Below are 19,365 nucleotides of genomic sequence, written 5' to 3' on the forward strand. Positions count from 1 at the left end.
TTTAATGATGTTGCTGTGATTCATCACGCCATCACCTTTGTGCTGCTGATGGTCTTTTTCATCCTGTCTTTCATTTTATTTTGTTTTCAAAAATAGGCAACCTTATGTCCGTAACCCCTGCTCAGGCCGTCACCCAGGCCGCTGATTTTTCCCATTATCTAAGCCGCTTAATCGACAGCGGGCGTTTGGACATGAATGCGCTCCAACAACACCTAGGCGGTCCGCTACGGCCAGCATTTTTTGACGCCTATGCCCCATGGGCCGAACTGTGTGAACGCGAAGATGAGGGCGAGCTAAAAAAACAGCTGCGGCGGCTACGACAACACGTGTTGGCCCACCTACTGATCCGTGACTTAGCGCACTGGGCGCCACTGGATGAGGTGACCCAAACCATTACTGCTCTGGCTGAGTTCGCCCTCAATACAGGACTACAGTTTGCCCATCAGCAGCAGGCCCGTACTTATGGCGAACCCATTGGTCAATACACCCAAACGCCGCAACAGCTCAGCGTCATTGCCATGGGTAAAATGGGCGGCTACGAGCTAAATGTTTCTTCCGACATCGATTTGATTTTCACCTATCCAGAGGCCGGCGACACCACCGGCCCTAAAGTCAAAAGTAACCAAGAATTCTTCACCAAAGTTGGCCAAAAATTAATCACCCTCTTACACGACATCACCGAAGAAGGCCAAGTGTTTCGCGTTGACATGCGCCTACGCCCAAATGGCGACTCCGGCGCACTGGTACTGAGCGAAACCGCCCTAGAAAAATACTTGATTACCCAAGGCCGCGAATGGGAGCGTTATGCCTGGATTAAGGCACGCGTCGTTACCCCTGGGCACAACAGCATCAAAAGCTTGGTGCGCCCGTTCGTGTACCGCAAATACCTCGACTTTGACACTTACGCCGCCATGCGTTCACTGCATCAACAAATTCGCACCGAAGTGGCCCGTAAAGACAAGCTCGACAACATCAAGCTCGGCGCTGGCGGCATTCGCGAAGTAGAATTCATTGTGCAAATCTTCCAAATGATTCGCGGCGGCAAGGTTCGCTCCTTGCAGATTCGCGGCACTCAAGCCGCCCTCATGGCGCTGGCTGAACACCAAATGATTGATGAGCCCACCAAACAAGGGTTGTTGGCTGCCTATCGCTTTTTACGCCACCTCGAGCATCGTCTCCAATACGTAGACGATCAGCAGGTGCAAAACCTACCAGAAGACCCTGCCGCTCAGGCCAATATTGCACACAGCATGGGCTTTACTCACTACGACGCCATGTTGGCCGTTCTAAACCAGCACCGCCAGTTTGTCAGCCATATTTTTAACGACCTTTTGGACACGCCAGAACAAGGCCAAAAGAGCCAGCATCCGCTGGCCTTATTGTGGCAGCCCAAAGCGGAAGAAGAAGCCCAAACCATACTGTTAGAAGCCCATGGCTTTGATCCCGAAGTCATTTTAAATCGGCTCAAAGCCTTACGCCAAGGCCACAAATACCAGCACCTCAGCGCCAGAGCCCAGCCACGCTTTGATGCGCTGGTGCCCTTACTCTTAAACGCTGCCAGCCAGACGCAGCAGCCGACCATCTGCGCCATTCGCTTGTTCGACTTTTTGGAAAGCATTGGCCGACGCTCATCCTATATTGCATTTTTGCACGAGCATCCAGAAACCTTGGCGCCGTTAGCCAGAGTCATGTCACACAGTATGTGGATGGCCCAATACATGATGCAACACCCCATTCTCCTAGATGAGCTATTGAATGCTAATATCATAAAAGAGAAATACGATTGGGGCAAGCTCAAAGAAACCCTCTTACACGCACTTGATGCCTGCGGCAGCGACGTCGAGGCCAAAATGGACACCTTACGCCATTTCAAACACGCCCAGGTGTTCCGATTGGCGGTACAGGATTTGGCCAACGTCTGGTCCATCGAAAGCCTTTCTGACGAACTGACGCTGCTGGCCGATATTATTTTAGAGGCCACGGTACACCATGTGTGGCAAACCTTGGTGAAAAAACACCGCCCCGAGCCTTGCTTTGCCCTGATTGGCTACGGCAAACTCGGTGGCAAAGAGCTGAGCTACACCTCAGATTTAGACTTGGTCTTCGTGTATCAAGACGACCACCCCGACGCCTTAGAAATTTATTCACGGGCGGTACAGCGCATCACCAACTGGCTATCCAGCACCACCGGCGCCGGCACGCTGTATCAAGTAGACTTGCGCCTACGCCCTAACGGCGACGCTGGCCTGCCTTGCGTGACGGCCGATGCGTTTATTCGTTATCAAGAGCAAGACGCCTGGACTTGGGAACATCAGGCCTTAACGCGCGCGCGATTTGTCTGCGGCGACCCGCAGGTAGGCCAGACAGTGGAGCAACTGCGCCATGACATCTTGACCCGACCACGCGACATTCAGGCGCTGCGCCGCGAGATCATCGACATGCGCGAAAAAATGTTTGCCACCCACCCACCGCTCTTGGCCAACGTGAAGTACGCCCGCGGCGGCGTAGTAGACGTTGAGTTTTTGGTGCAGTATTTGATTTTGGAACACGCCCATCAACACCCCCACCTAACCCGCAACTATGGCAACATTGCCCTCTTGGCGATGGCTGCCGACGCTGTCCTCATCGATCCACAAATGGCCACCGCAGCACGGCTGGCCTATCGCTACTATCGCAGCGTCCAGCACGACAGCCATTTACGCGATCAGCCCCTAGCCGAGGTAGATGAGGTGTTATTGGGCCATTACGAAGCGGTAAAACGCCTATGGCTGGCCGTATTTGAGCAAGCCCTAGCCTAGCCGTGATCGACAGCCAGAGACACAGGCCGTCTCAAATTCAGAAGGCGGCCTAGGCCAGCGGGCTAAGCTTGCGTAAACACACGCTAAAGCCCACCATTAGGTGGGCTTTAGCGTGTGTGTGGCCTATTCATGCTGATCAGACCTCAATCCAATAGGCCGATCAGATCACCCTCAATGCGCATGAGCGTGGTCATGGTCATGGCCAGCATGATCATGGTCGTGGCCATGATCATGATCATGATGGTCATGCTCATCTACCACATCGGCCATAGCGTCTGCGCTGACGTTAAAGCTGGGCACAGGAAAAGCCGACTTTGCGGCCTCATCGTGCCAGTACAGCTCTTCGCCATTCACGCACAGCTGGCGCACCGCCATCGCCACAGCTCCCGACTGCATGGGCGCCACTAAGCCAAACGTAAACTCAGCCTTTTCATTGCTGGGCAGTTGATTGCCCGACCAGCTCACTTCGCTAACGCGCCCAGCGGTTTTGAGCTCGTTCACCTGCCAACCCTGTTTAGGCATAGACGTCACGCTCACTCCTTGAGGCACATACAGCGTCACCCGTTCAGTGGCTTGACCACTACAGCCGTGGCCAATCTGAATCGACATCGGCCCAACGTAGCCTGGTGCCACATGGCTGGGGTTAAAATGGGCGTGTGCCCAAGTTTGGCTGGCCGCCATTAAAGCCAAAACGGCCACGAGGGTAGAGCGCATCTGCATCATGAGGGGATTCCTTCAAGAGGTGATAAAAGTGTTACAATATAACATATCCAATTTTCACCTGTACAGAAAAAACCACAGACTATTAGCTTAAGCCCTGATTCAAAACGAAAAAAAGCAGCCCACCGGGCTGCTTTTCATGCATCAATCCAACTTAACGTCTCATTGAATCAAAGAAGTCTGCATTATTTTTAGATGATTTTAATTTATCGTGCAGGAATTCCATTGCCTCAATGTCGTCCATTGGGTGTAGGAATTTACGCAACAGCCACATTTTTTGCAGCTGATCGTTCGGCACCAACAGCTCTTCACGACGCGTGCTAGAGCGGTTAATGTTGATGGCTGGGAACATGCGTTTTTCTGCCATGCGGCGATCCAAATGCAGCTCCATATTGCCCGTGCCTTTAAACTCTTCGTAAATCACATCGTCCATACGGCTGCCGGTTTCTACCAAAGCCGTCGCGATGATGGTTAAAGAACCACCCTCTTCCACGTTACGGGCCGCGCCAAAGAAGCGCTTAGGACGGTGCAGCGCATTCGCATCCACACCACCGGTCAAGATCTTACCTGAAGCCGGCACCACGGTATTGTAAGCACGCGCTAAACGGGTAATCGAATCCAGTAAAATCACCACATCACGACCATGCTCCACTAGGCGCTTGGCTTTTTCCAACACCATTTCTGCCACCTGTACGTGACGCTGTGCCGGTTCGTCAAAGGTTGACGACACCACTTCACCGCGTACCGAACGGGTCATCTCAGTCACTTCCTCTGGGCGCTCATCGATCAACAACACGATGAGTTCAACTTCAGGGTAGTTGGCCGTAATGGCGTGGGCAATGTTTTGCAACATCACGGTTTTACCCGTTTTAGGCGGCGCCACCACAAGGGCACGCTGACCACGGCCAATCGGGGCGATCAAATCAATGGCGCGACTGGTGATGTTTTCTTCAGCGCGAATGTCGCGCTCTAGGCAAAACTGTTTGGTGGGAAATAAAGGCGTGAGGTTTTCGAACAGAATTTTGTGCTTGCAGACGTCAGGGTTGTCACCGTTGATTTTATCTAACTTCACCAAGGCAAAGTAACGTTCGCCGTCTTTAGGAGTACGTACGCCCCCTTCGATGGTGTCGCCCGTATGCAGGTTAAAGCGTCTAATTTGGCTAGGGCTCACGTAAATGTCGTCAGGGCCAGCCAAGTAAGAAGTGTCAGGACTACGCAAAAAACCGAAGCCGTCAGGCAAGATTTCTAAAGTGCCGTTACCGGTAAAACTTTCGCCTTGTTTGGCTAGGTGTTTCACAATGGCAAAGACCAAGTCTTGTTTGCGTAAGCGATTGGCGTTTTCGATGCCATACTCGGCCGCCATTTCTAATAGTTTAGAAACATGTTTGTGTTGGAGTTCTGATACGTGCATAGAGGTATGATGTAGATACAATATAATGAGTCTGCCTGCCGAAGCACGCAAACGCGATAAAAAATGTCGGGATGATTTCTGACGCTGAGTGTGAACTGAATTTAGGTTCTAGATAAGATTGAGCATCTTGGTTTGGTTGAACCGAAACATAACTTAGTTTATGCCATGAATTTTTAACTGTCAAGACAATACATAAAGCGCAAGCTTCAGGGATTGAAACTTGCGCCTTGAAAGTCTGATGACATAATGGGCGATTTAAAGCGCGCCGTCAATAAAGGCAATCAGCTGGCCTTTAGCCAATGCGCCCACTTTAGTGGCGGCATTTTGGCCGTCTTTGAAAATCATCAAGGTAGGAATACCGCGCACGCCAAACTGAGCAGGCGTTTGTTCGTTCTCATCAATGTTGATTTTCACAATTTTCAACTTACCTTCGTAGTCTTTTGCCACGTCGTCTAGGATTGGGGCAATCATTTTACAAGGACCACACCAAGGTGCCCAGAAGTCTACCAACACAGGGCCTTCAGCTTTAAGTACGTCGTTTTCAAATGCGCTGTCGCTGGTGTGAATGATTAAGTCGCTCATGGTTTTGTCCTTTAAATATCCATAATGGGGAAAGCAATATTAAGTTAATACGATACGGGGTAATGGCAAAAAGTTCAAGCCAAAATCCAGCCCCATAGTTTTTCAGTATGGCTATATTAGCCGTTCCTACGGCCGCTGGCGATGGCCATTTCCCTTCAGACCCTCATCTCGTTATTTTGTCAAAAGAAAAAATTCCACGATGACGTTCTTCAAGATAAAGCCTAAGACGCCTAAGCCTAAAACCAAAAACAGCATGAACATGCCTAAACGGCCCGCCTTTGATTTTTTACCCAAGTCCCAAATAATAAAGCCTAAAAAGATCACTAAACCCGTTAAACAAACCGGTAAAGCAATCGCGGCAAACTCTGCTTCCGTCATGATGCATCCTCAATTATACTTGTGTGTGTGGTTATTTTACGCCAAAAATTGGCCACCTCCAACTAGGCTGAAAATGGCTGGATCAGCACCGCATCATTATTTACTTGCTAATTGAACACGCTTCAGCTAACTTAAGCGCTGATGCCGTGGCTTAATGATGATTGAGTTGCGGTTGTTTCGTTTTTTTGGAGCGTATGCTATGTCAGACCTGCCACAAATCACTGTTTCTAGCCTGGATCACGATCGTTTAACCACGCTGTTAGACCAAACCGACTTTGACCAATTCCCCGCCGCCGAATTGCTACAGCAAGAGCTCGACCGCGCCGATGTGTTAGAGCCAGACGAGATGCCTGCGAACGTACTCACCATGAACAGTACCGCCACCGTTCAAACCGACGGCGGCCAAGAGCGCTTACTGACCTTGGTCTACCCCAAAGACGCCGACTTCGGCAACGGCAAAATCAGCATTTTAGCCGGCGTGGGCGCCGCCATGCTAGGCCTGTCTATTGGCCAGTCCATCGAATGGACCCAAGAAGGCAAAACCACTCACCTTACCTTAGTCGCACTGAGCTATCAGCCTGAAGCCTCGGGCGAGCTGTTCCGCTAAGCCATTAAAAAATGCACCCACTGTCTGGGTGCATTTTTTAATGGCTTAGTATGAACTAATCAGGATCAGAAGCTGCCGACTCAGCCGTCGTCGATGCCGCACCGTCCTTCAAAATACGCCGCTCATACACGGCTTGGGCCAAAGTGCCCGCATCAATGTAGTCTAGTTCACCGCCCAAGGGCATCCCGCGCGCCAAACGGCTCACTTTATAGGGCAAAGATTTAAACAGCTCGCTCAACACATAGGCCGTGGCGTCGCCTTCGGCGGTAAAGTTGGTGGCGATGATGATCTCATTAATGTCGCTGTTTTTCAGCCGCTCTGTCAGCTTAGGTAAATCAATACTGTTTAAATCCAACTGCTGGGTTGGGCTGACCTGCCCCATCAACACAAAATACAGGCCATCATGACATTTTGCCTCTTCTAGGCTGGCGACATCGGCCGGCATGTGCACCACCATCAAACTTTTGTGATGGCGGCTTTCATCGGCACACAGGCTACAAATATCGGTTTCGCTAAACGTATTACACAACCGACAATGCTGAATGTGGCTTAAGGCATGCTGCAATGCCGCCACCAGCTGTTCGGCCCCTTTACGGTCTTGCTGCAATAAATGATAGGCCATGCGCTGGGCCGATTTAGGCCCGATAGAGGGCAATACCCGCAATGCCTGCGTCAACCGCTCTAAAGCCAATGGATTCTTCATGCCTTCTCCTTAACCACAAACAAACACCACCCGCTAATGACTCAACAGGTGGTGTAGGCCATGCCCGACGGCTGCATGCTTATTTAAAGAAATCACCCATGCCTGCTGGCAGGTTCATGCCTTGGGTAAACTGACCCATGCGTTCTTGAGTGGTGGTTTCAACCTTACGCACGGCATCGTTGACGGCAGCAGCAATCAGGTCTTCCAACATTTCTTTGTCGTCTGCATCGGCAGACATCAAGCTTGGATCGATGATGACGCGATTCACGCCATGGTGACAGGTCATCACCACTTTCACCAAGCCCGCACCGGCTTCGCCTTCAACCTCAACGCTGCCTAACTGTGCTTGAGCTTCTTTCATTTTATCCTGCATTTTTTGCGCTTGTTTCATCAAGCCTGAAATACCTGCTTTACCGAACATAGGGAGTACTCCTTCTTTAAATAGGTTTAATCGAGCCATCTATCCAGGTGGCGTCAAATAATTGGTGCAAGGCCTGAGCCTTATCGTCTTGGGCCAGGTCGGCTTCAGCTTGCGCCATCCGCTCATCCTGTTCCCGCTGTTTTTGCATGGTCGGTGTTTCCTGACCATCGGTTAAATGCTCGGTGTCCACTTCATACGGCTCACCGTACGCTTCGGTCAACACTTGCGCTAAGCGTTGCAGCATGTCATCGCTCAATAGCTTACGCGCCTGATCGGTCAAACCCAACACCACCTTACCCGCCACCACGCGCAGCAAGACGGCATTATTGGCAATCATTTGCGAAGCGCCTAGCTGATGCGACAGCTGGCCCAGTATTTCGCGCCAATGCGTGGGTTTAAGCTCTGGCAATAGGGTATTCAACATCGGGGCAGATGACTCAGTTTCAAGCATCACTTCTGAAACATCTAACGGAGCACTGACCATCGGTACAGGCTCGGCCTCAAGCACGGGCGCAGCAGGCTCGATCGGCTCAGCTTCAAGAGGGGCTGCCTCTGCCTCATCCTCTTCCCAAGGCAAAACAGCCTTAGGGGCTTCTGGCTGAGGAGTAGGCTCTGGCTCGGCCTCTGGCTCTGGCGTGAACACAGGTTCTGGCGCCGCTTCCACCTCAGGCTGTGCGACAGGCGCTTTGGGGGGCGGCGGTACCGATGCCGTCACGGCGGGTGTGGCTTGAGCCACGGCAGCAGGCGCAGCAGCTGACTGCTGCAAGGCCGTGCCTTTAATCTTAAGATTAAGCGGCGTAGCCTTAGCGCTGAGGGGCTGAAACGCCAACATCCGCAGTAAAGTCATGTTAAAACCGGCGGCCTCATCTGGCGCCAAAGGTAAATCTCTTTTGCCATGAATCGCGCATTGATAATATAGCTGTAGCTGCTCAGCACTTAAGGCCTCAGCCAAGGCCAATAAGGTTTCAGCCTCAGGGTCGTCATGACGCAATAGGCTAGGTACGGCCTGAATCAGCGCCAGCTGTTGGCACAGCGCCGCCAGCTCCGCTAACGCACTATCAAAGCCCACTGCGCGCGCACTCATGTCTTGTGCCTGCTGCATCAAAGCCGGGCCATCTTGATTCACCACATGCTGCAATAAGGCAAAGAGATACTGGCGATCAACCGCGCCCAGCATATGCCGAACGTCGGCTTCACTGACTTGGCCGGAGCCTAAGGCAATGGCTTGATCCAATAGACTCAGCGCATCGCGCATCGAGCCCATAGCAGCACGGCCCAATAGATTCAAGGCAGCCTCTTCGGCCGGCACGCCCTCAACCGTCAGCACATGAGCCAAACGTTCGGTCACCTGCTGCGGCGTTAGGTTGCGCAGCACAAACTGTAAACAGCGGCTCAAAACCGTAATCGGCACTTTTTGCGGATCGGTGGTGGCCAGAATGAATTTAACGTGACTAGGCGGCTCTTCCAAGGTCTTCAACATGGCGTTAAAGGCACTCTTGGACAGCATGTGCACCTCATCGATGATGTACACTTTATATTGGCCAGCAGTCGGCGCGTATTGAGCGTTTTCTAAGACTTCCCGAATATTGTCGATGCCCGTATTGGATGCCGCGTCAATTTCTAAAAGGTCGACGTAGCGGCCCGCATCAATCTGCGTACAGCTGGCGCAGCTGCCGCACGGCTCTCCGTCAACGCTTTGGGTGCAGTTCAGGCTTTTGGCCAAAATGCGCGCAATGGTGGTTTTACCCACGCCGCGCGTACCGGTCAACAAATAAGCGTGATGCAGCCGCCCTTTCGCCAAGGCGTTTTGTAAGGCCTTGACCACATGCTCTTGCCCCACCAAATCGTCAAACCGCTTGGGCCGCCACTTGCGGGCCAATACTTGATATGCCGCCATATTTATCCTACTGAACTTTGCGCCAAATAACCGGCTTTGATTAAGTCTGCCAACTCTTGCACTGCCTTCACGTACAGGCGGCTATGGTTGTAATGCCAGACCGTATAGAAGTTGTTCAGGCCAATATAATATTCAAACACGCCTGGCGCCACTTCTAGGTTAAACAGCATGGCCTTCACCGAATCCTTAACGGGATAATCGGGCACAATGCCAATCTTTTTCATCTCAGCCACAGTGTGGTTCAGCGCCGTTTTCTCTTCCGCCATAGCGGCCACGGCAGCAATGTCAGGATTCTCGCTCAAATGTACGGGCACCACCATCACTTGGTTTTCCGCCCAACCGTGTTTTTTCAAATAATTGGCCACAGAAGCGATGGTGTCGCCTGGGTTTTGCCAAATGTCGCGATGCTTGTCGCCATCGTAATCGACCGCCCACTGGCGATAGCTTGACGGCATAAACTGCGGCATCCCCATGGCGCCAGCGTAGCTGCCTTTAAAGGAAAAGGGATCATCGCCCTCTTCTTTAGCCAGGGTTAAAAACTGATCTAATTCTTGCTGGAAGAATTCACCACGACGCGGGTAGTTAAAGGCTAAGGTGGTTAAGGAATCGGCCAGACGAAACGAGCCCATCACAGTGCCGTAATTGGTTTCGATGCCCAAAATGGCAACGATGGTTTCTGGAGCCACCTGATATTTTTTGGCAATATCGGTCAATAAGGCTGAATTGCGCTGCCAAAACCGTACCCCTTCTTGAATTTTTTTCGGGCCTAAGTTGTTTTTCTTGAACTCATACCAAGGCCGAGAAGTGCCTGGTCGATCCATGGCGGCGATGATGCTGGGCTTATGTACCGCTTGGGTAAAAAAGCTTTCTAATTCTGCACGGGTGTATTCTTTACTGTTTACTTTTTTATCGATAAAGCTCTGTACTTCAGGCTTGTCTAACAGCGTGGCATCGGCCCAAGCCGATGTGCTTAAGAGAGCGGCCATGGCCACTGTCCATAATGAATTTAATTTCATAGAATCCCCCGGATGAATGCCTGACAGTTTAACAAAGAAATGCGGCATCACAAAATCCCTTTTCGCCTATTCTCCCTCTAGGCAAGATTTAAACGCCATTTTAAACGCCCAAAAAACAAAACCCGTTTACACGCGGTAAACGGGTTTCGTCAACAGATGAATCTGTGGGTGTGACTTACTCAGCAGCAGGCACAACGTTTACTTTAACGTTGGCTACAGCGTCGTGGTGTAAAGCAATTTCAAGTTCGTATTCGCCAACGGCTTTCAAAGGACCGTTAGGCAAGCGTACGTCTGAACGTTTAGCTTCAACACCAAAAGCGATGATCGCATCAGCAATGTCAGCATTGGTTACAGAACCGAACAAGCGGCCATCCACACCGGCTTTTTGAGCCACGGTGATTTCAGCGCCTTCTAGTTTTGCTTGACGCACTTGTGCATCAGCCAAAATAGCAGCTTGTTTGGCTTCTAACTCAGCGCGACGAGCTTCGAACTCAGCCAAGTTAGCTTCGGTAGCACGACGTGCTTTACCTTGAGGGATCAAGAAGTTACGTGCAAAACCATTTTTCACGTTAACCACTTCGCCTAAGTCACCTAAGTTAGCAACTCTTTCAAGCAGAATAATTTGCATTTTTTAGCTCCTAGGTTACTTGTGTTGGTCGGTGTATGGCAACAAAGCCAAGAAACGAGCACGTTTAACCGCGGTAGACAACTGACGTTGGTAGCCAGCTTTAGTACCGGTGATGCGTGCAGGAATGATTTTACCGTTTTCAGCGATGAAATCTTTTAGTAAATCTACTGATTTGTAGTCTACTACTTTAATGCCTTCTGCTGAAAAACGGCAGAATTTTTTACGTTTAAATGAATGACGAGCCATTGTCGTTAACCTTTGTGTAATTCGATTGTTTGTATGTGCAGCACCAGCCTGGGGTTACGTAAGCTTTTATGAGTTAAAAAGCCAGTGACGTTGACCACGCTGTCTTGGGCGTATTGCCAATCTTTCGCTGCATCTCCAAATAACTTTGCTTGGACTTCACAGTTTACCGCTCGATCCTGCCCGGCTTCTTGCTGATACGATTGATGTTTTAACAACATCTCCAATACCGGCAAACCTGCTGGGGTATAACGTAGCGATTCAAGCTGTGAGATTTGCGCGCAAAGCGTAAGTTGATTGATCAAGCTTACGCTTCAACCTTTGCTTCTTCAGCAACAGGCGCGTTGTCTAGCAAGTTTTTCGCTTTTTCTTCCTTCATCATAGGAGAAGCTTCAGTGATCGCGTGTTTCATTTTCACGGTCAAGTAGCGCAAAACGGCATCGTTAAATTTAAATGCAGTTTCGATTTCTTCCACAACGGCAGAATCACACTCAATGTTCATCAACACATAGTGTGCTTTATGAATTTTGTCGATTGGGTAAGCCAATTGACGACGGCCCCAATCTTCTAAACGATGAATAACGCCGTTGGCGTCAGTCACCATAGCTTTGTAACGTTCTACCATTGCTAACACTTGTTCGCTTTGGTCCGGGTGAACGATAAATACGATCTCATAATGACGCATGTTGTCTCCTTGTGGCTAATAAATCCTTTTGCCATGCGCTTTTGCAAAAGGCAAGGGTTTAGAAAGGTGCGAATTATACGCACATTTAATGGTTCTAGCAAGGCAGAACCTTGGTTTATTTACTTTTAATACTATTAAGGGGTTAGGGAATTTTTTTTGCCCTAGCCTGTCCTAGTATAGATACGGTCGAGAACCGGCTCATAAGCAGCAACAACCGACAAACAACTGAATCCACAAGCATAATACTTGAATTTTAGCCGTTTGGCACCAATTAAAGCGCATTGTGCACTCATACCGCAGCCAGGCGGGTCTTTTTTGACAAGCGTGCCGTTTGCGCCCATGCTTGCTGTTTTGACCCATCCTACTTTGAGTGCTTTATGAGTAAACCGAACAAACAGCCCATTTCTGTACTGGTCGTCATCCACACGGCCCAGGCAGAAGTCTTACTCATCGAGCGCAAAGACAAACCTGGCTTTTGGCAATCGGTTACCGGCAGCAAGGAAGGCCAAGAGGCCTTAATCGATACGGCCAAGCGTGAGGTTATGGAAGAAACGGGCATCGACACCAGCGTGTATCTGCCCCAAGATTGGCAGCACCAGAACGTGTATGAAATTTATCCACACTGGCGCCATCGCTATGCACCGGGCGTGACCGAAAACACGGAGCACGTTTTTTCACTGTGCGTCCCCAAAAGCGTACCCATCACGCTGGCGCCAGCAGAACATTTACAGTATCAATGGTTGGCCATAGAAGACGCCGCCGAACGGGTTTTTTCCCCTTCTAACCGCGAGGCCATACTCATGTTAAAACATAAGGGACAACATGACTCAACAACCGATTACGATTGCAACCTATAATATTCACAAAGGCATGTCGGCCTTGAATCGACAAATGCAGGTACAGCAAATCGCCAGCGCTTTAGAGACGCTGTCGCCCGACCTTTTGTTTTTACAGGAGGTGCAAGGCGCCAACCTCAAACGGGCGCAAAAATTCAACTATTTTCCCGAGCTGTCGCAATACGATTATTTCGCCCGCGAAATGGGCCTGAATGCATCTTATGGCCTCAATGCCCACTACCACACCCATAAGCACCACGGTAATGCGCTGCTGAGCCGCTACAAAATCAAAGAAAAAACCAACCTCAACATTACCCTACACAAGCACGAGCAGCGTGGCGTTTTACACTGCGAGGTTCTGCCGCAGGGCTGGGATCGCCCCATCGTGGCCTTATGCGCCCACTTTAACCTGCGCCAAAAAGACCGGGCGGTACAGTATGCCGTATTGAGCGACTACATTAAACACAAGGTCGATCCTCAATTGCCGCTTATTTTGGCCGGTGACTTTAACGACTGGCGCCATCAGGCGAGTGAACAGCTGATGCCGTTATTGGACTTAGAAGAAGCCTTTATGACTAAGCACGGCGCCTACCCCAAAAGCTTTCCCGCGCGTGCGCCCATGCTGAGCTTGGATCGGATTTACATTCGCAACTTACAAATCGTTGACGCTCAGGTCCATAAGGGTCTGCCGTGGCAACGGCTATCCGACCACCTACCGCTCAGCGCCACCGTGCTGCCGGCCTAGGCCTTGTATACCTAAAAAAGCGCCTGAAGCTCTGCTTCAGGCGCTTTTTTTAATCACTTAAACGTGAGCATTAAATCCATCGATTAACACCGGACACGTCGCGGTTTTAATCACCTGGATGCACACCGATGGATCAAATAAACGGCTCAGCGGCGACAGCTGCCTGTGCCCCATCACAATTAAAGACGCCCCAATGTTTTGCGCTTGGGCCACAATCAACGCCGCTGGATCACCGCCCACCACATGGCCTTTCGCATTCAAGCCCAGCGCATTCGCTGCCGCCAACACCTCGTTCAACAAGCGCACCGCAGCGCCTTGTTCTGTGGTGGCGGCACTGTTATCAACTGCCTCTAGCGTCAGCGTATAGGCCGCATCGCTAACGTATAGAATGTGCGTCTGCGTCTCTGGCCGAGCCAGTTTACGGGCTAAAACCAATAAGGCATGGGTATCAGGGGTACCGTCAATGGCTATCAAAATAGACGTCAACATGAGCGTGTCCTTTCAAAGGTATAATGACTCATGATGCCCGATAAACTGGGCCCAAGACATGCCTTGAAACGCATTAATATAATGCATTAAATACACCTGACAACGGTAGCCATATGAAACACCCAGACCTCAACCTAATGATCGCCCTAGACATTTTGCTAGAAGAAGGCAGCGTCAGCAAAGCCGCCCAGCGCATGCACTTAAGCGCGCCAGCCATGAGCCGCACCCTCACCCGCATTCGCACCGCCTTTAATGACCCGATCTTGGTACGTGCTGGCCGCACCCTGGTGCCCACGCCTCGCGCCCTATCGATTCAGGCCCAGCTACACACTCTGGTGCATGAGTCGATTAATTTATTCGACGCCAATCGACCGCTAGAACTCAAACAGCTCAATAAAACCTTTACCCTCAGGGCCAACGAAAGCTTTTTAGGTGCTTTTGAAACCGACATTTTGGCCCAAATTCAGGCAGTGGCGCCTCTGGTTCAGCTGCGTTTCGTGGCCGAAAGCGACGTCGACGATGCAGCCTTAAGAGAGGGTCGCATCGAGTTATTTATTGGCGCACGACAGGCCTTCGACCCAGAAATTAAAGTCCAGCGCCTGTTCGACTCCCACCAAATAGGCTTAGCCCGTAGTGACCACCCGATTTTCGATCAAGCCATCACCCCTGAGCGCTACGCCGCCTACGATCACATCAGCATTTCACGCCGTGGCCGCGCCCATGGGCCCATCGACATGGCCCTCGAAGAACTGGGCCTGACGCGACGCATCCCCTTAATCAAGCCTAATTTTTTATCCGCAGCCTTTTCTTTACGCCACAGCGATTTTCTGATGACCTGCCCAGAAGAGCTACTGCCGCTCTTACGCGCCACGCTGCCGCTACGCAGCTTTCCCATCCCGCTGCCGCTCAAGCCAGTACAGGTAACCCAAGCATGGCATCCTCGTTTTGACAATGTGCCCGCCCACCAGTGGTTCAGGCAAATGATCAAAACGCTGTGCATCCAATTTGAACAACAACCGCCATCATGCTAACGGCAAATGCGTTTGCTGCATTGATAAGTTGTCTATAAGTCAGTTTTTCTCCTCAGGACGACCGCCTACACTTCGGTTTGATTTAAATCAACCAAAGAGGTCGTATGAGTACTTTATCTGTCTCCACTGCGCCGCCACTAAAACCCACTGCGCCAGCCAACCCGTTTAGCGGACGCCTCATCTGTGGCTTAGTAGGGGTTTTATTGGCGGTGTTGATGGCCAGCATCAACGAGAGCGTCACCAAGATTGCCATGCCCGACATTCAGGGGGCATTATTCATCACGCCGGATGAGGCCACTTGGCTGACCACGCTGTACACGGCTATGTCGGTCTCGGCCATGGCCTTCACACCCTGGTTTGCCAACACCTTCTCCATTCGCCTGTTCGCGTCGTGGGCCATCGGCCTATTCATGCTGTTTGGCCTATTAAGCCCCTTCGCACCCAACTACGAAACCCTATTGGCACTGCGCATGCTGCAAGGCCTAACCGGTGGTAGCTTACCGCCCTTATTGATGACCTGCGCCCTGCGTTTTTTGCCGCCGAACATCAAGCTATACGGCTTAGGCTGCTACGCCTTAACCGCCACCTTTGGCCCAACCATCGCCACGCCGTTGGCTGCCTTTTGGCTAGAGTCGTTTGGCTGGGCCTGGTCGTTCTGGCAGGCCATCCCCTTCAGTTTTTTAGCCCTGGTGTTCGTGGCCTACGGCCTACCACAAGACCCGCTTCGTTTAGAGCGTTTCCAGCAATTTAACTGGCTGGGCATGCTCTTAGGGCTACCGGCCATCAGCATGCTGTGCACGGGGCTATTGCAAGGGGAGCGCTTAGACTGGTTTCACAGCCCTTTAATCACCTTCTTATTGTTGGGCAGCGCCCTATTGATGGTGCTGTTTTTAATCAACGAATGGTTTCACCCCCTGCCGTTTTTTAAAATTCAGCTCTTGAAAAACCGCAACCTCACCTTTGCCTTAATCAGCTTAGGAGGCGTGTTGTTCGTGCTATTGGCCGCCAGCAGCATCCCTGCCAGCTATCTGGGCCACATTCAAGGCTACCGTGCCTTACAAACTGCGCCAATGATGCTGGTGGTGTCTTTGCCACAGCTGATCGCCCTGCCCTTAGTGGCTGCGCTTTGCAACATCCCCCGCGTCGATTGCCGCTGGGTATTGGCCTTAGGCTTCATCATGCTGGCCTACAGCTGCTACTTGGGTAGCCAGCTGACGTCGGAATGGATTAACCGCGACTTTTATTGGCTCCAGGCGGTGCAAATTTTTGCCCAGCCGATGGCGGTGATCCCCCTACTCATGCTTTCGACCGGCAAACTGCAACCCATCGATGGCCCTTTTGCCTCTGCCTGGTTTAACACCGTTAAAGGCTTCTCCACCGTTTTGGCTACGGCCGTCCTCGGGGTATTGGCACGTACCCGCCTGCATCACCATTCCACTAGCTTGGTCGATCAGGTTGGACAAGCCCAAACCACCGAACACAGCGCCCTTTTGGCCCAAAAGATTCACGTTCAAGCCAGCGTTTTAAGCTCAGCCGACCTATATTGGTTGGTGGCCTTAGTGGCGCTGGCGTTTATTTTATTAATTGTGATCATGCCCACACGCATTTATCCCCCTAGAGCTGTCCCACAGCCATAGGACAAGAAGAGGTTATCATGTCAGAAACAGTACAAAACCGCAGTCGATTCATTATTCTAGCCATTTTGGTGGCGGCCATCCTAGCCTATGGCCTGTACGCCTTAGTATTCACCAACAGCGCCAGACAAAGCACCAACAATGCCTACGTGAAAGCCGACTTCACCCATATTGCGCCCAAAGTCGCAGGCTTCATCAACAAAGTGTTGGTCGAAGACAACCAAAGCGTTAAAGCCGGTGATTTAATTGCCCAAATCGACGACCACGACTTTCAGGTCGCCCTCCAAGCTGCTACGGCCAACTTGACCGTAGCTGAAGCGCAGGCAGCACAAAGCCTGGCTCAGCTTACCGAGCAAAAATCCATCATCCAACAGGCCCATGCCGCCGTACAGGTAGCTCAGGCCGAACAGGCTTTTGCCCAGCAAGAGCTCAAGCGACATCAGCACTTGGCTGACGAAGGCGCAGGTTCGAGACAAGATGCCCAACAGGCTCAAGCGCAGATCCAAATCAGTCAGGCCAATCTATTGAAGGCCCAAGCTGTACTGGCCGCCGCTAAAAATCAAGTTGAAGTTTTAAACGCGAAAGTCACTGCCGCTCAAGGCGCCAAGCTACAGGCCGAAGCCCAAGTGGCGCGCGCCCAGCTGGACCTGTCCTACACCCAAATCATCAGCCCCATTGATGGCGTGATCGGCCACCGTACCGCCCGCATTGGCAACTACGTCAGCGCCGGCACCCAGCTGATGGCCATTGTGCCCACTAACGGCCTTTATGTGGTGGCCAATTTTCAGGAAACCCAGCTAGCCAAAGTACAGCCCCACCAAAAAGTGATTCTCAAAGTAGACACTTTCGATCAAGACCTTTACGGCGAAGTCGACAGCATCTCGCCCGCCACCGGCGTGACCTTTGCCGCCATTGCGCCTGAAAACGCCACCGGCAACTTCACTAAAATCACCCAGCGCATTCCGGTCAAGATCCGCCTTAATCCTGACCAACCCTTGCTATTGGCTTTACGTGCTGGCATGTCGGTCGAAGCCAAGATCGACACCAGCAGTCGCCAGGAGGCCAAATAATGACGCCACTACGCACCACCCTATACACGCTGCTGTGCTGCGCCACCTCCGCCTGTACCGTGGGGCCGGACTTCAGCAAGCCGACGTTTGACCTCAGCGCCCAAGAGTGGCGAGCACAGCCACAAGACGTCACTAGCCGCGGCGTGCCCGCCTCGTTTGAACACGATTGGTGGCGTTTATTTAACGACCCCTTAATGAACCAGCTGATTCAAGAAGCCATCGACCACAATCTGGATCTCAAGATCGCCGCCAGCCGCTTGGCCCAAAGCATGATTTCGGGCCAAGTCGTCGGCAGCGCCCGCCTACCCAATCTTGGCCTCAATGCTGGCTATGACCGCAAGCGCAACACTCAAGAAGGGCTGAGCGATCCTTCAGGAAACCAGGGCAAAGCCGCTTACGATCTTTGGCAATCCGGCCTCAGCGCCTCTTGGGAGCTGGATTTATGGGGTAAAATTCGACGTCAGGTTGAAGTGGCTGACGCCCAGATCGACATGGCCGAACACGATCGTCACGCCGTCCAGCTGGCCATCATCACCACCACCGCCGAACAGTATCTACGCTTGCGGGGCACTCAGGCCACGCTGGCCATCACCGAGCAAAACCTAGTCAGCGCCCGCGAAGCCTTGCGCCTCACCCAGATTCGTCTTCAGGCTGGCGCCGCCACTCGTCTGGCCGTGGCTCAGGCCCAGACGCACGTGGCCAGCACCGAAGCGCAGCTGCCCGCGCTTCAGGCGCAACAAACGGCGTTGATCAACGATTTAAGCCTGCTTTTGGCCAAGCAGCCTTATGAGCTGGCTAACCTATTACAGGTGCGGCGAGCCATACCCACACCGCCGGCACAGATTCCGACCGGCCTACCTTCCGAGCTGGCCGAGCGTCGGCCCGACATTCAGCACGCCAGCGCGGCGCTGCATGCTGCCACCGCCAGTATTGGCGTGGCCAAGGCCAATTTTTATCCCAGCATTAACCTTACCGGCAACATCGGCCTCCAGAGCCTCAACTTCAATCAGCTGGGCAGCTGGGACGCGCGCCATTTCTCGGTAGGCCCCAGTCTGTACTTACCACTGTTTCAAGGCGGTGCCTTAACCGGCACCCTCAAACTGCGTCAAGAACAGCAGCAAGAAGCCGCCATTCACTATCAGCGTACGGTATTGCAAGCCTGGCATGAGGTCGAAAACAGCCTGGTACAGCTATATGCCAGCCAAAAGCAGCATGACGCGCTCTCTCAAGCCGTTCAGCACAGCCAGCAAGCCTTAGGCTACGCCACCCAACAGTACAAACAAGGCATGGTAGATTACTTAAACGTATTGAACGCACAGCAAAGCGTTCTAGCCAGCCAGCGCCAGCAGGTGGCCAGCACCACAGCTACGTCTCTGGCCGTGATCAGCCTATACAAATCGCTAGGCGGCGGTTGGCAGGTCGAGGCCACGCCCACTAAACCATAGTCCTTTAGCCCACGCAAAAGCGGCAG

Annotated in this window: 21 protein-coding genes; 8 read left to right on the forward strand and 13 right to left on the reverse strand. The window is 51.9% G+C overall.

From position 1 onward, the window contains the following. The first annotated feature begins 104 nt into the window (after window positions 1-104). Window positions 105-2,798, forward strand: a complete 2,694-nt coding sequence (glnE, locus tag AB8Q18_10850) for a bifunctional [glutamate--ammonia ligase]-adenylyl-L-tyrosine phosphorylase/[glutamate--ammonia-ligase] adenylyltransferase (protein ID XDZ50683.1) — start codon at window positions 105-107, stop codon at window positions 2,796-2,798. Between the two features lie 171 nt (window positions 2,799-2,969). Here the strand turns inward: glnE and AB8Q18_10855 are convergent, their stop codons facing one another. The 4 genes from AB8Q18_10855 to AB8Q18_10870 all read right to left on the reverse strand — a co-directional run bounded on the left by AB8Q18_10855 (window position 2,970) and on the right by AB8Q18_10870 (window position 5,889). Next, entirely contained in the window at window positions 2,970-3,521 is a 552-nt protein-coding gene (locus AB8Q18_10855; protein ID XDZ50684.1) for a DUF1775 domain-containing protein, read from the reverse strand. A gap of 151 nt (window positions 3,522-3,672) precedes the next feature. Continuing rightward, window positions 3,673-4,929: a transcription termination factor Rho gene (gene rho / locus AB8Q18_10860; GenBank protein XDZ50685.1), complete on the reverse strand. Its 1,257-nt coding sequence runs from the start codon at window positions 4,927-4,929 to the stop codon at window positions 3,673-3,675. A 255-nt stretch (window positions 4,930-5,184) separates the two neighbouring features. Then, entirely contained in the window at window positions 5,185-5,511 is a 327-nt protein-coding gene (gene trxA, locus AB8Q18_10865; GenBank protein XDZ50686.1) for a thioredoxin TrxA, read from the reverse strand. A 171-nt stretch (window positions 5,512-5,682) separates the two neighbouring features. Beyond that, the gene (locus AB8Q18_10870) at window positions 5,683-5,889 is read right to left on the reverse strand and encodes a DUF2788 domain-containing protein (GenBank protein ID XDZ50687.1); all 207 of its coding nucleotides are present in this window, start codon (window positions 5,887-5,889) and stop codon (window positions 5,683-5,685) included. Between the two features lie 199 nt (window positions 5,890-6,088). Between AB8Q18_10870 and rnk the strand changes: the two genes are divergently transcribed. Beyond that, a complete protein-coding gene (rnk, locus tag AB8Q18_10875; protein ID XDZ50688.1) occupies window positions 6,089-6,496 on the forward strand; it encodes a nucleoside diphosphate kinase regulator in 408 nt (135 codons plus the stop codon). A 55-nt stretch (window positions 6,497-6,551) separates the two neighbouring features. Here rnk and recR read toward each other — a convergent pair whose 3' ends face one another. From recR to rpsF, 8 genes are all read right to left on the reverse strand, one after another. Next, window positions 6,552-7,199 (reverse strand): recombination mediator RecR, encoded by a 648-nt coding sequence (gene recR, locus AB8Q18_10880; protein ID XDZ50689.1) that lies wholly within the window; start codon window positions 7,197-7,199, stop codon window positions 6,552-6,554. A 79-nt stretch (window positions 7,200-7,278) separates the two neighbouring features. Next, window positions 7,279-7,620 carry a YbaB/EbfC family nucleoid-associated protein gene (locus AB8Q18_10885; GenBank protein XDZ50690.1) on the reverse strand — a complete coding sequence of 114 codons (342 nt, stop codon included), beginning with the start codon at window positions 7,618-7,620 and terminating at the stop codon, window positions 7,279-7,281. Between the two features lie 16 nt (window positions 7,621-7,636). Further along, window positions 7,637-9,517, reverse strand: a complete 1,881-nt coding sequence (gene dnaX, locus AB8Q18_10890; GenBank protein XDZ50691.1) for a DNA polymerase III subunit gamma/tau — start codon at window positions 9,515-9,517, stop codon at window positions 7,637-7,639. Between the two features lie 2 nt (window positions 9,518-9,519). Then, complete coding sequence (mltB, locus tag AB8Q18_10895; protein ID XDZ50692.1) at window positions 9,520-10,533, reverse strand: lytic murein transglycosylase B; 1,014 nt, start codon at window positions 10,531-10,533, stop codon at window positions 9,520-9,522. Between the two features lie 175 nt (window positions 10,534-10,708). Continuing rightward, window positions 10,709-11,161, reverse strand: coding sequence for a 50S ribosomal protein L9 (rplI, locus tag AB8Q18_10900; protein ID XDZ50693.1), 453 nt, complete (start codon window positions 11,159-11,161; stop codon window positions 10,709-10,711). Window positions 11,162-11,176: 15 nt separating this feature from the next. Then, window positions 11,177-11,407, reverse strand: coding sequence for a 30S ribosomal protein S18 (gene rpsR, locus AB8Q18_10905; protein ID XDZ50694.1), 231 nt, complete (start codon window positions 11,405-11,407; stop codon window positions 11,177-11,179). A 5-nt stretch (window positions 11,408-11,412) separates the two neighbouring features. After that, entirely contained in the window at window positions 11,413-11,709 is a 297-nt protein-coding gene (gene priB, locus AB8Q18_10910; protein XDZ50695.1) for a primosomal replication protein N, read from the reverse strand. 2 nt (window positions 11,710-11,711) lie between these two features. Then, window positions 11,712-12,089: a 30S ribosomal protein S6 gene (gene rpsF / locus AB8Q18_10915; protein XDZ50696.1), complete on the reverse strand. Its 378-nt coding sequence runs from the start codon at window positions 12,087-12,089 to the stop codon at window positions 11,712-11,714. 377 nt (window positions 12,090-12,466) lie between these two features. Here rpsF and nudB point away from each other — a divergent pair, with 377 nt between their 5' ends. After that, window positions 12,467-12,946, forward strand: coding sequence for a dihydroneopterin triphosphate diphosphatase (gene nudB / locus AB8Q18_10920; GenBank protein XDZ50697.1), 480 nt, complete (start codon window positions 12,467-12,469; stop codon window positions 12,944-12,946). Next, window positions 12,912-13,670 (forward strand): endonuclease/exonuclease/phosphatase family protein, encoded by a 759-nt coding sequence (locus tag AB8Q18_10925; GenBank protein ID XDZ50698.1) that lies wholly within the window; start codon window positions 12,912-12,914, stop codon window positions 13,668-13,670. Before nudB ends, AB8Q18_10925 begins: the two co-directional genes overlap by 35 nt. A 57-nt stretch (window positions 13,671-13,727) precedes the next feature. On the opposite strand, the gene AB8Q18_10930 is transcribed toward AB8Q18_10925, so the two are convergent. Then, window positions 13,728-14,159 (reverse strand): universal stress protein, encoded by a 432-nt coding sequence (locus tag AB8Q18_10930; GenBank protein ID XDZ50699.1) that lies wholly within the window; start codon window positions 14,157-14,159, stop codon window positions 13,728-13,730. A 113-nt stretch (window positions 14,160-14,272) separates the two neighbouring features. Between AB8Q18_10930 and AB8Q18_10935 the strand changes: the two genes are divergently transcribed. The 4 genes from AB8Q18_10935 to AB8Q18_10950 all read left to right on the forward strand — a co-directional run bounded on the left by AB8Q18_10935 (window position 14,273) and on the right by AB8Q18_10950 (window position 19,339). Then, a complete protein-coding gene (locus AB8Q18_10935) occupies window positions 14,273-15,190 on the forward strand; it encodes a LysR family transcriptional regulator (protein XDZ50700.1) in 918 nt (305 codons plus the stop codon). Window positions 15,191-15,294: 104 nt separating this feature from the next. Then, window positions 15,295-16,827: an MFS transporter gene (locus tag AB8Q18_10940; protein XDZ50701.1), complete on the forward strand. Its 1,533-nt coding sequence runs from the start codon at window positions 15,295-15,297 to the stop codon at window positions 16,825-16,827. A gap of 17 nt (window positions 16,828-16,844) precedes the next feature. Next, window positions 16,845-17,894 (forward strand): HlyD family secretion protein, encoded by a 1,050-nt coding sequence (locus AB8Q18_10945; GenBank protein XDZ50702.1) that lies wholly within the window; start codon window positions 16,845-16,847, stop codon window positions 17,892-17,894. After that, window positions 17,894-19,339 carry an efflux transporter outer membrane subunit gene (locus AB8Q18_10950; protein ID XDZ50703.1) on the forward strand — a complete coding sequence of 482 codons (1,446 nt, stop codon included), beginning with the start codon at window positions 17,894-17,896 and terminating at the stop codon, window positions 19,337-19,339. Before AB8Q18_10945 ends, AB8Q18_10950 begins: the two co-directional genes overlap by 1 nt. The last annotated feature ends 26 nt before the right edge of the window (window positions 19,340-19,365 follow it).

Source organism: Neisseriaceae bacterium CLB008, from assembly GCA_041228285.1.
Classification (GTDB): domain Bacteria; phylum Pseudomonadota; class Gammaproteobacteria; order Burkholderiales; family Neisseriaceae; genus JAGNPU01.

Coding starts and splice junctions, on each gene's coding strand:
- glnE (XDZ50683.1), top strand. CDS start 105: ATGTCCGTAACCCCTGCTCAGGCCGTCACCCAGGCCGCTGATTTTTCC.
- AB8Q18_10855 (XDZ50684.1), bottom strand. CDS start 3,521: ATGATGCAGATGCGCTCTACCCTCGTGGCCGTTTTGGCTTTAATGGCG.
- rho (XDZ50685.1), bottom strand. CDS start 4,929: ATGCACGTATCAGAACTCCAACACAAACATGTTTCTAAACTATTAGAA.
- trxA (XDZ50686.1), bottom strand. CDS start 5,511: ATGAGCGACTTAATCATTCACACCAGCGACAGCGCATTTGAAAACGAC.
- AB8Q18_10870 (XDZ50687.1), bottom strand. CDS start 5,889: ATGACGGAAGCAGAGTTTGCCGCGATTGCTTTACCGGTTTGTTTAACG.
- rnk (XDZ50688.1), top strand. CDS start 6,089: ATGTCAGACCTGCCACAAATCACTGTTTCTAGCCTGGATCACGATCGT.
- recR (XDZ50689.1), bottom strand. CDS start 7,199: ATGAAGAATCCATTGGCTTTAGAGCGGTTGACGCAGGCATTGCGGGTA.
- AB8Q18_10885 (XDZ50690.1), bottom strand. CDS start 7,620: ATGTTCGGTAAAGCAGGTATTTCAGGCTTGATGAAACAAGCGCAAAAA.
- dnaX (XDZ50691.1), bottom strand. CDS start 9,517: ATGGCGGCATATCAAGTATTGGCCCGCAAGTGGCGGCCCAAGCGGTTT.
- mltB (XDZ50692.1), bottom strand. CDS start 10,533: ATGAAATTAAATTCATTATGGACAGTGGCCATGGCCGCTCTCTTAAGC.
- rplI (XDZ50693.1), bottom strand. CDS start 11,161: ATGCAAATTATTCTGCTTGAAAGAGTTGCTAACTTAGGTGACTTAGGC.
- rpsR (XDZ50694.1), bottom strand. CDS start 11,407: ATGGCTCGTCATTCATTTAAACGTAAAAAATTCTGCCGTTTTTCAGCA.
- rpsF (XDZ50696.1), bottom strand. CDS start 12,089: ATGCGTCATTATGAGATCGTATTTATCGTTCACCCGGACCAAAGCGAA.
- nudB (XDZ50697.1), top strand. CDS start 12,467: ATGAGTAAACCGAACAAACAGCCCATTTCTGTACTGGTCGTCATCCAC.
- AB8Q18_10925 (XDZ50698.1), top strand. CDS start 12,912: ATGACTCAACAACCGATTACGATTGCAACCTATAATATTCACAAAGGC.
- AB8Q18_10930 (XDZ50699.1), bottom strand. CDS start 14,159: ATGTTGACGTCTATTTTGATAGCCATTGACGGTACCCCTGATACCCAT.
- AB8Q18_10935 (XDZ50700.1), top strand. CDS start 14,273: ATGAAACACCCAGACCTCAACCTAATGATCGCCCTAGACATTTTGCTA.
- AB8Q18_10940 (XDZ50701.1), top strand. CDS start 15,295: ATGAGTACTTTATCTGTCTCCACTGCGCCGCCACTAAAACCCACTGCG.
- AB8Q18_10945 (XDZ50702.1), top strand. CDS start 16,845: ATGTCAGAAACAGTACAAAACCGCAGTCGATTCATTATTCTAGCCATT.
- AB8Q18_10950 (XDZ50703.1), top strand. CDS start 17,894: ATGACGCCACTACGCACCACCCTATACACGCTGCTGTGCTGCGCCACC.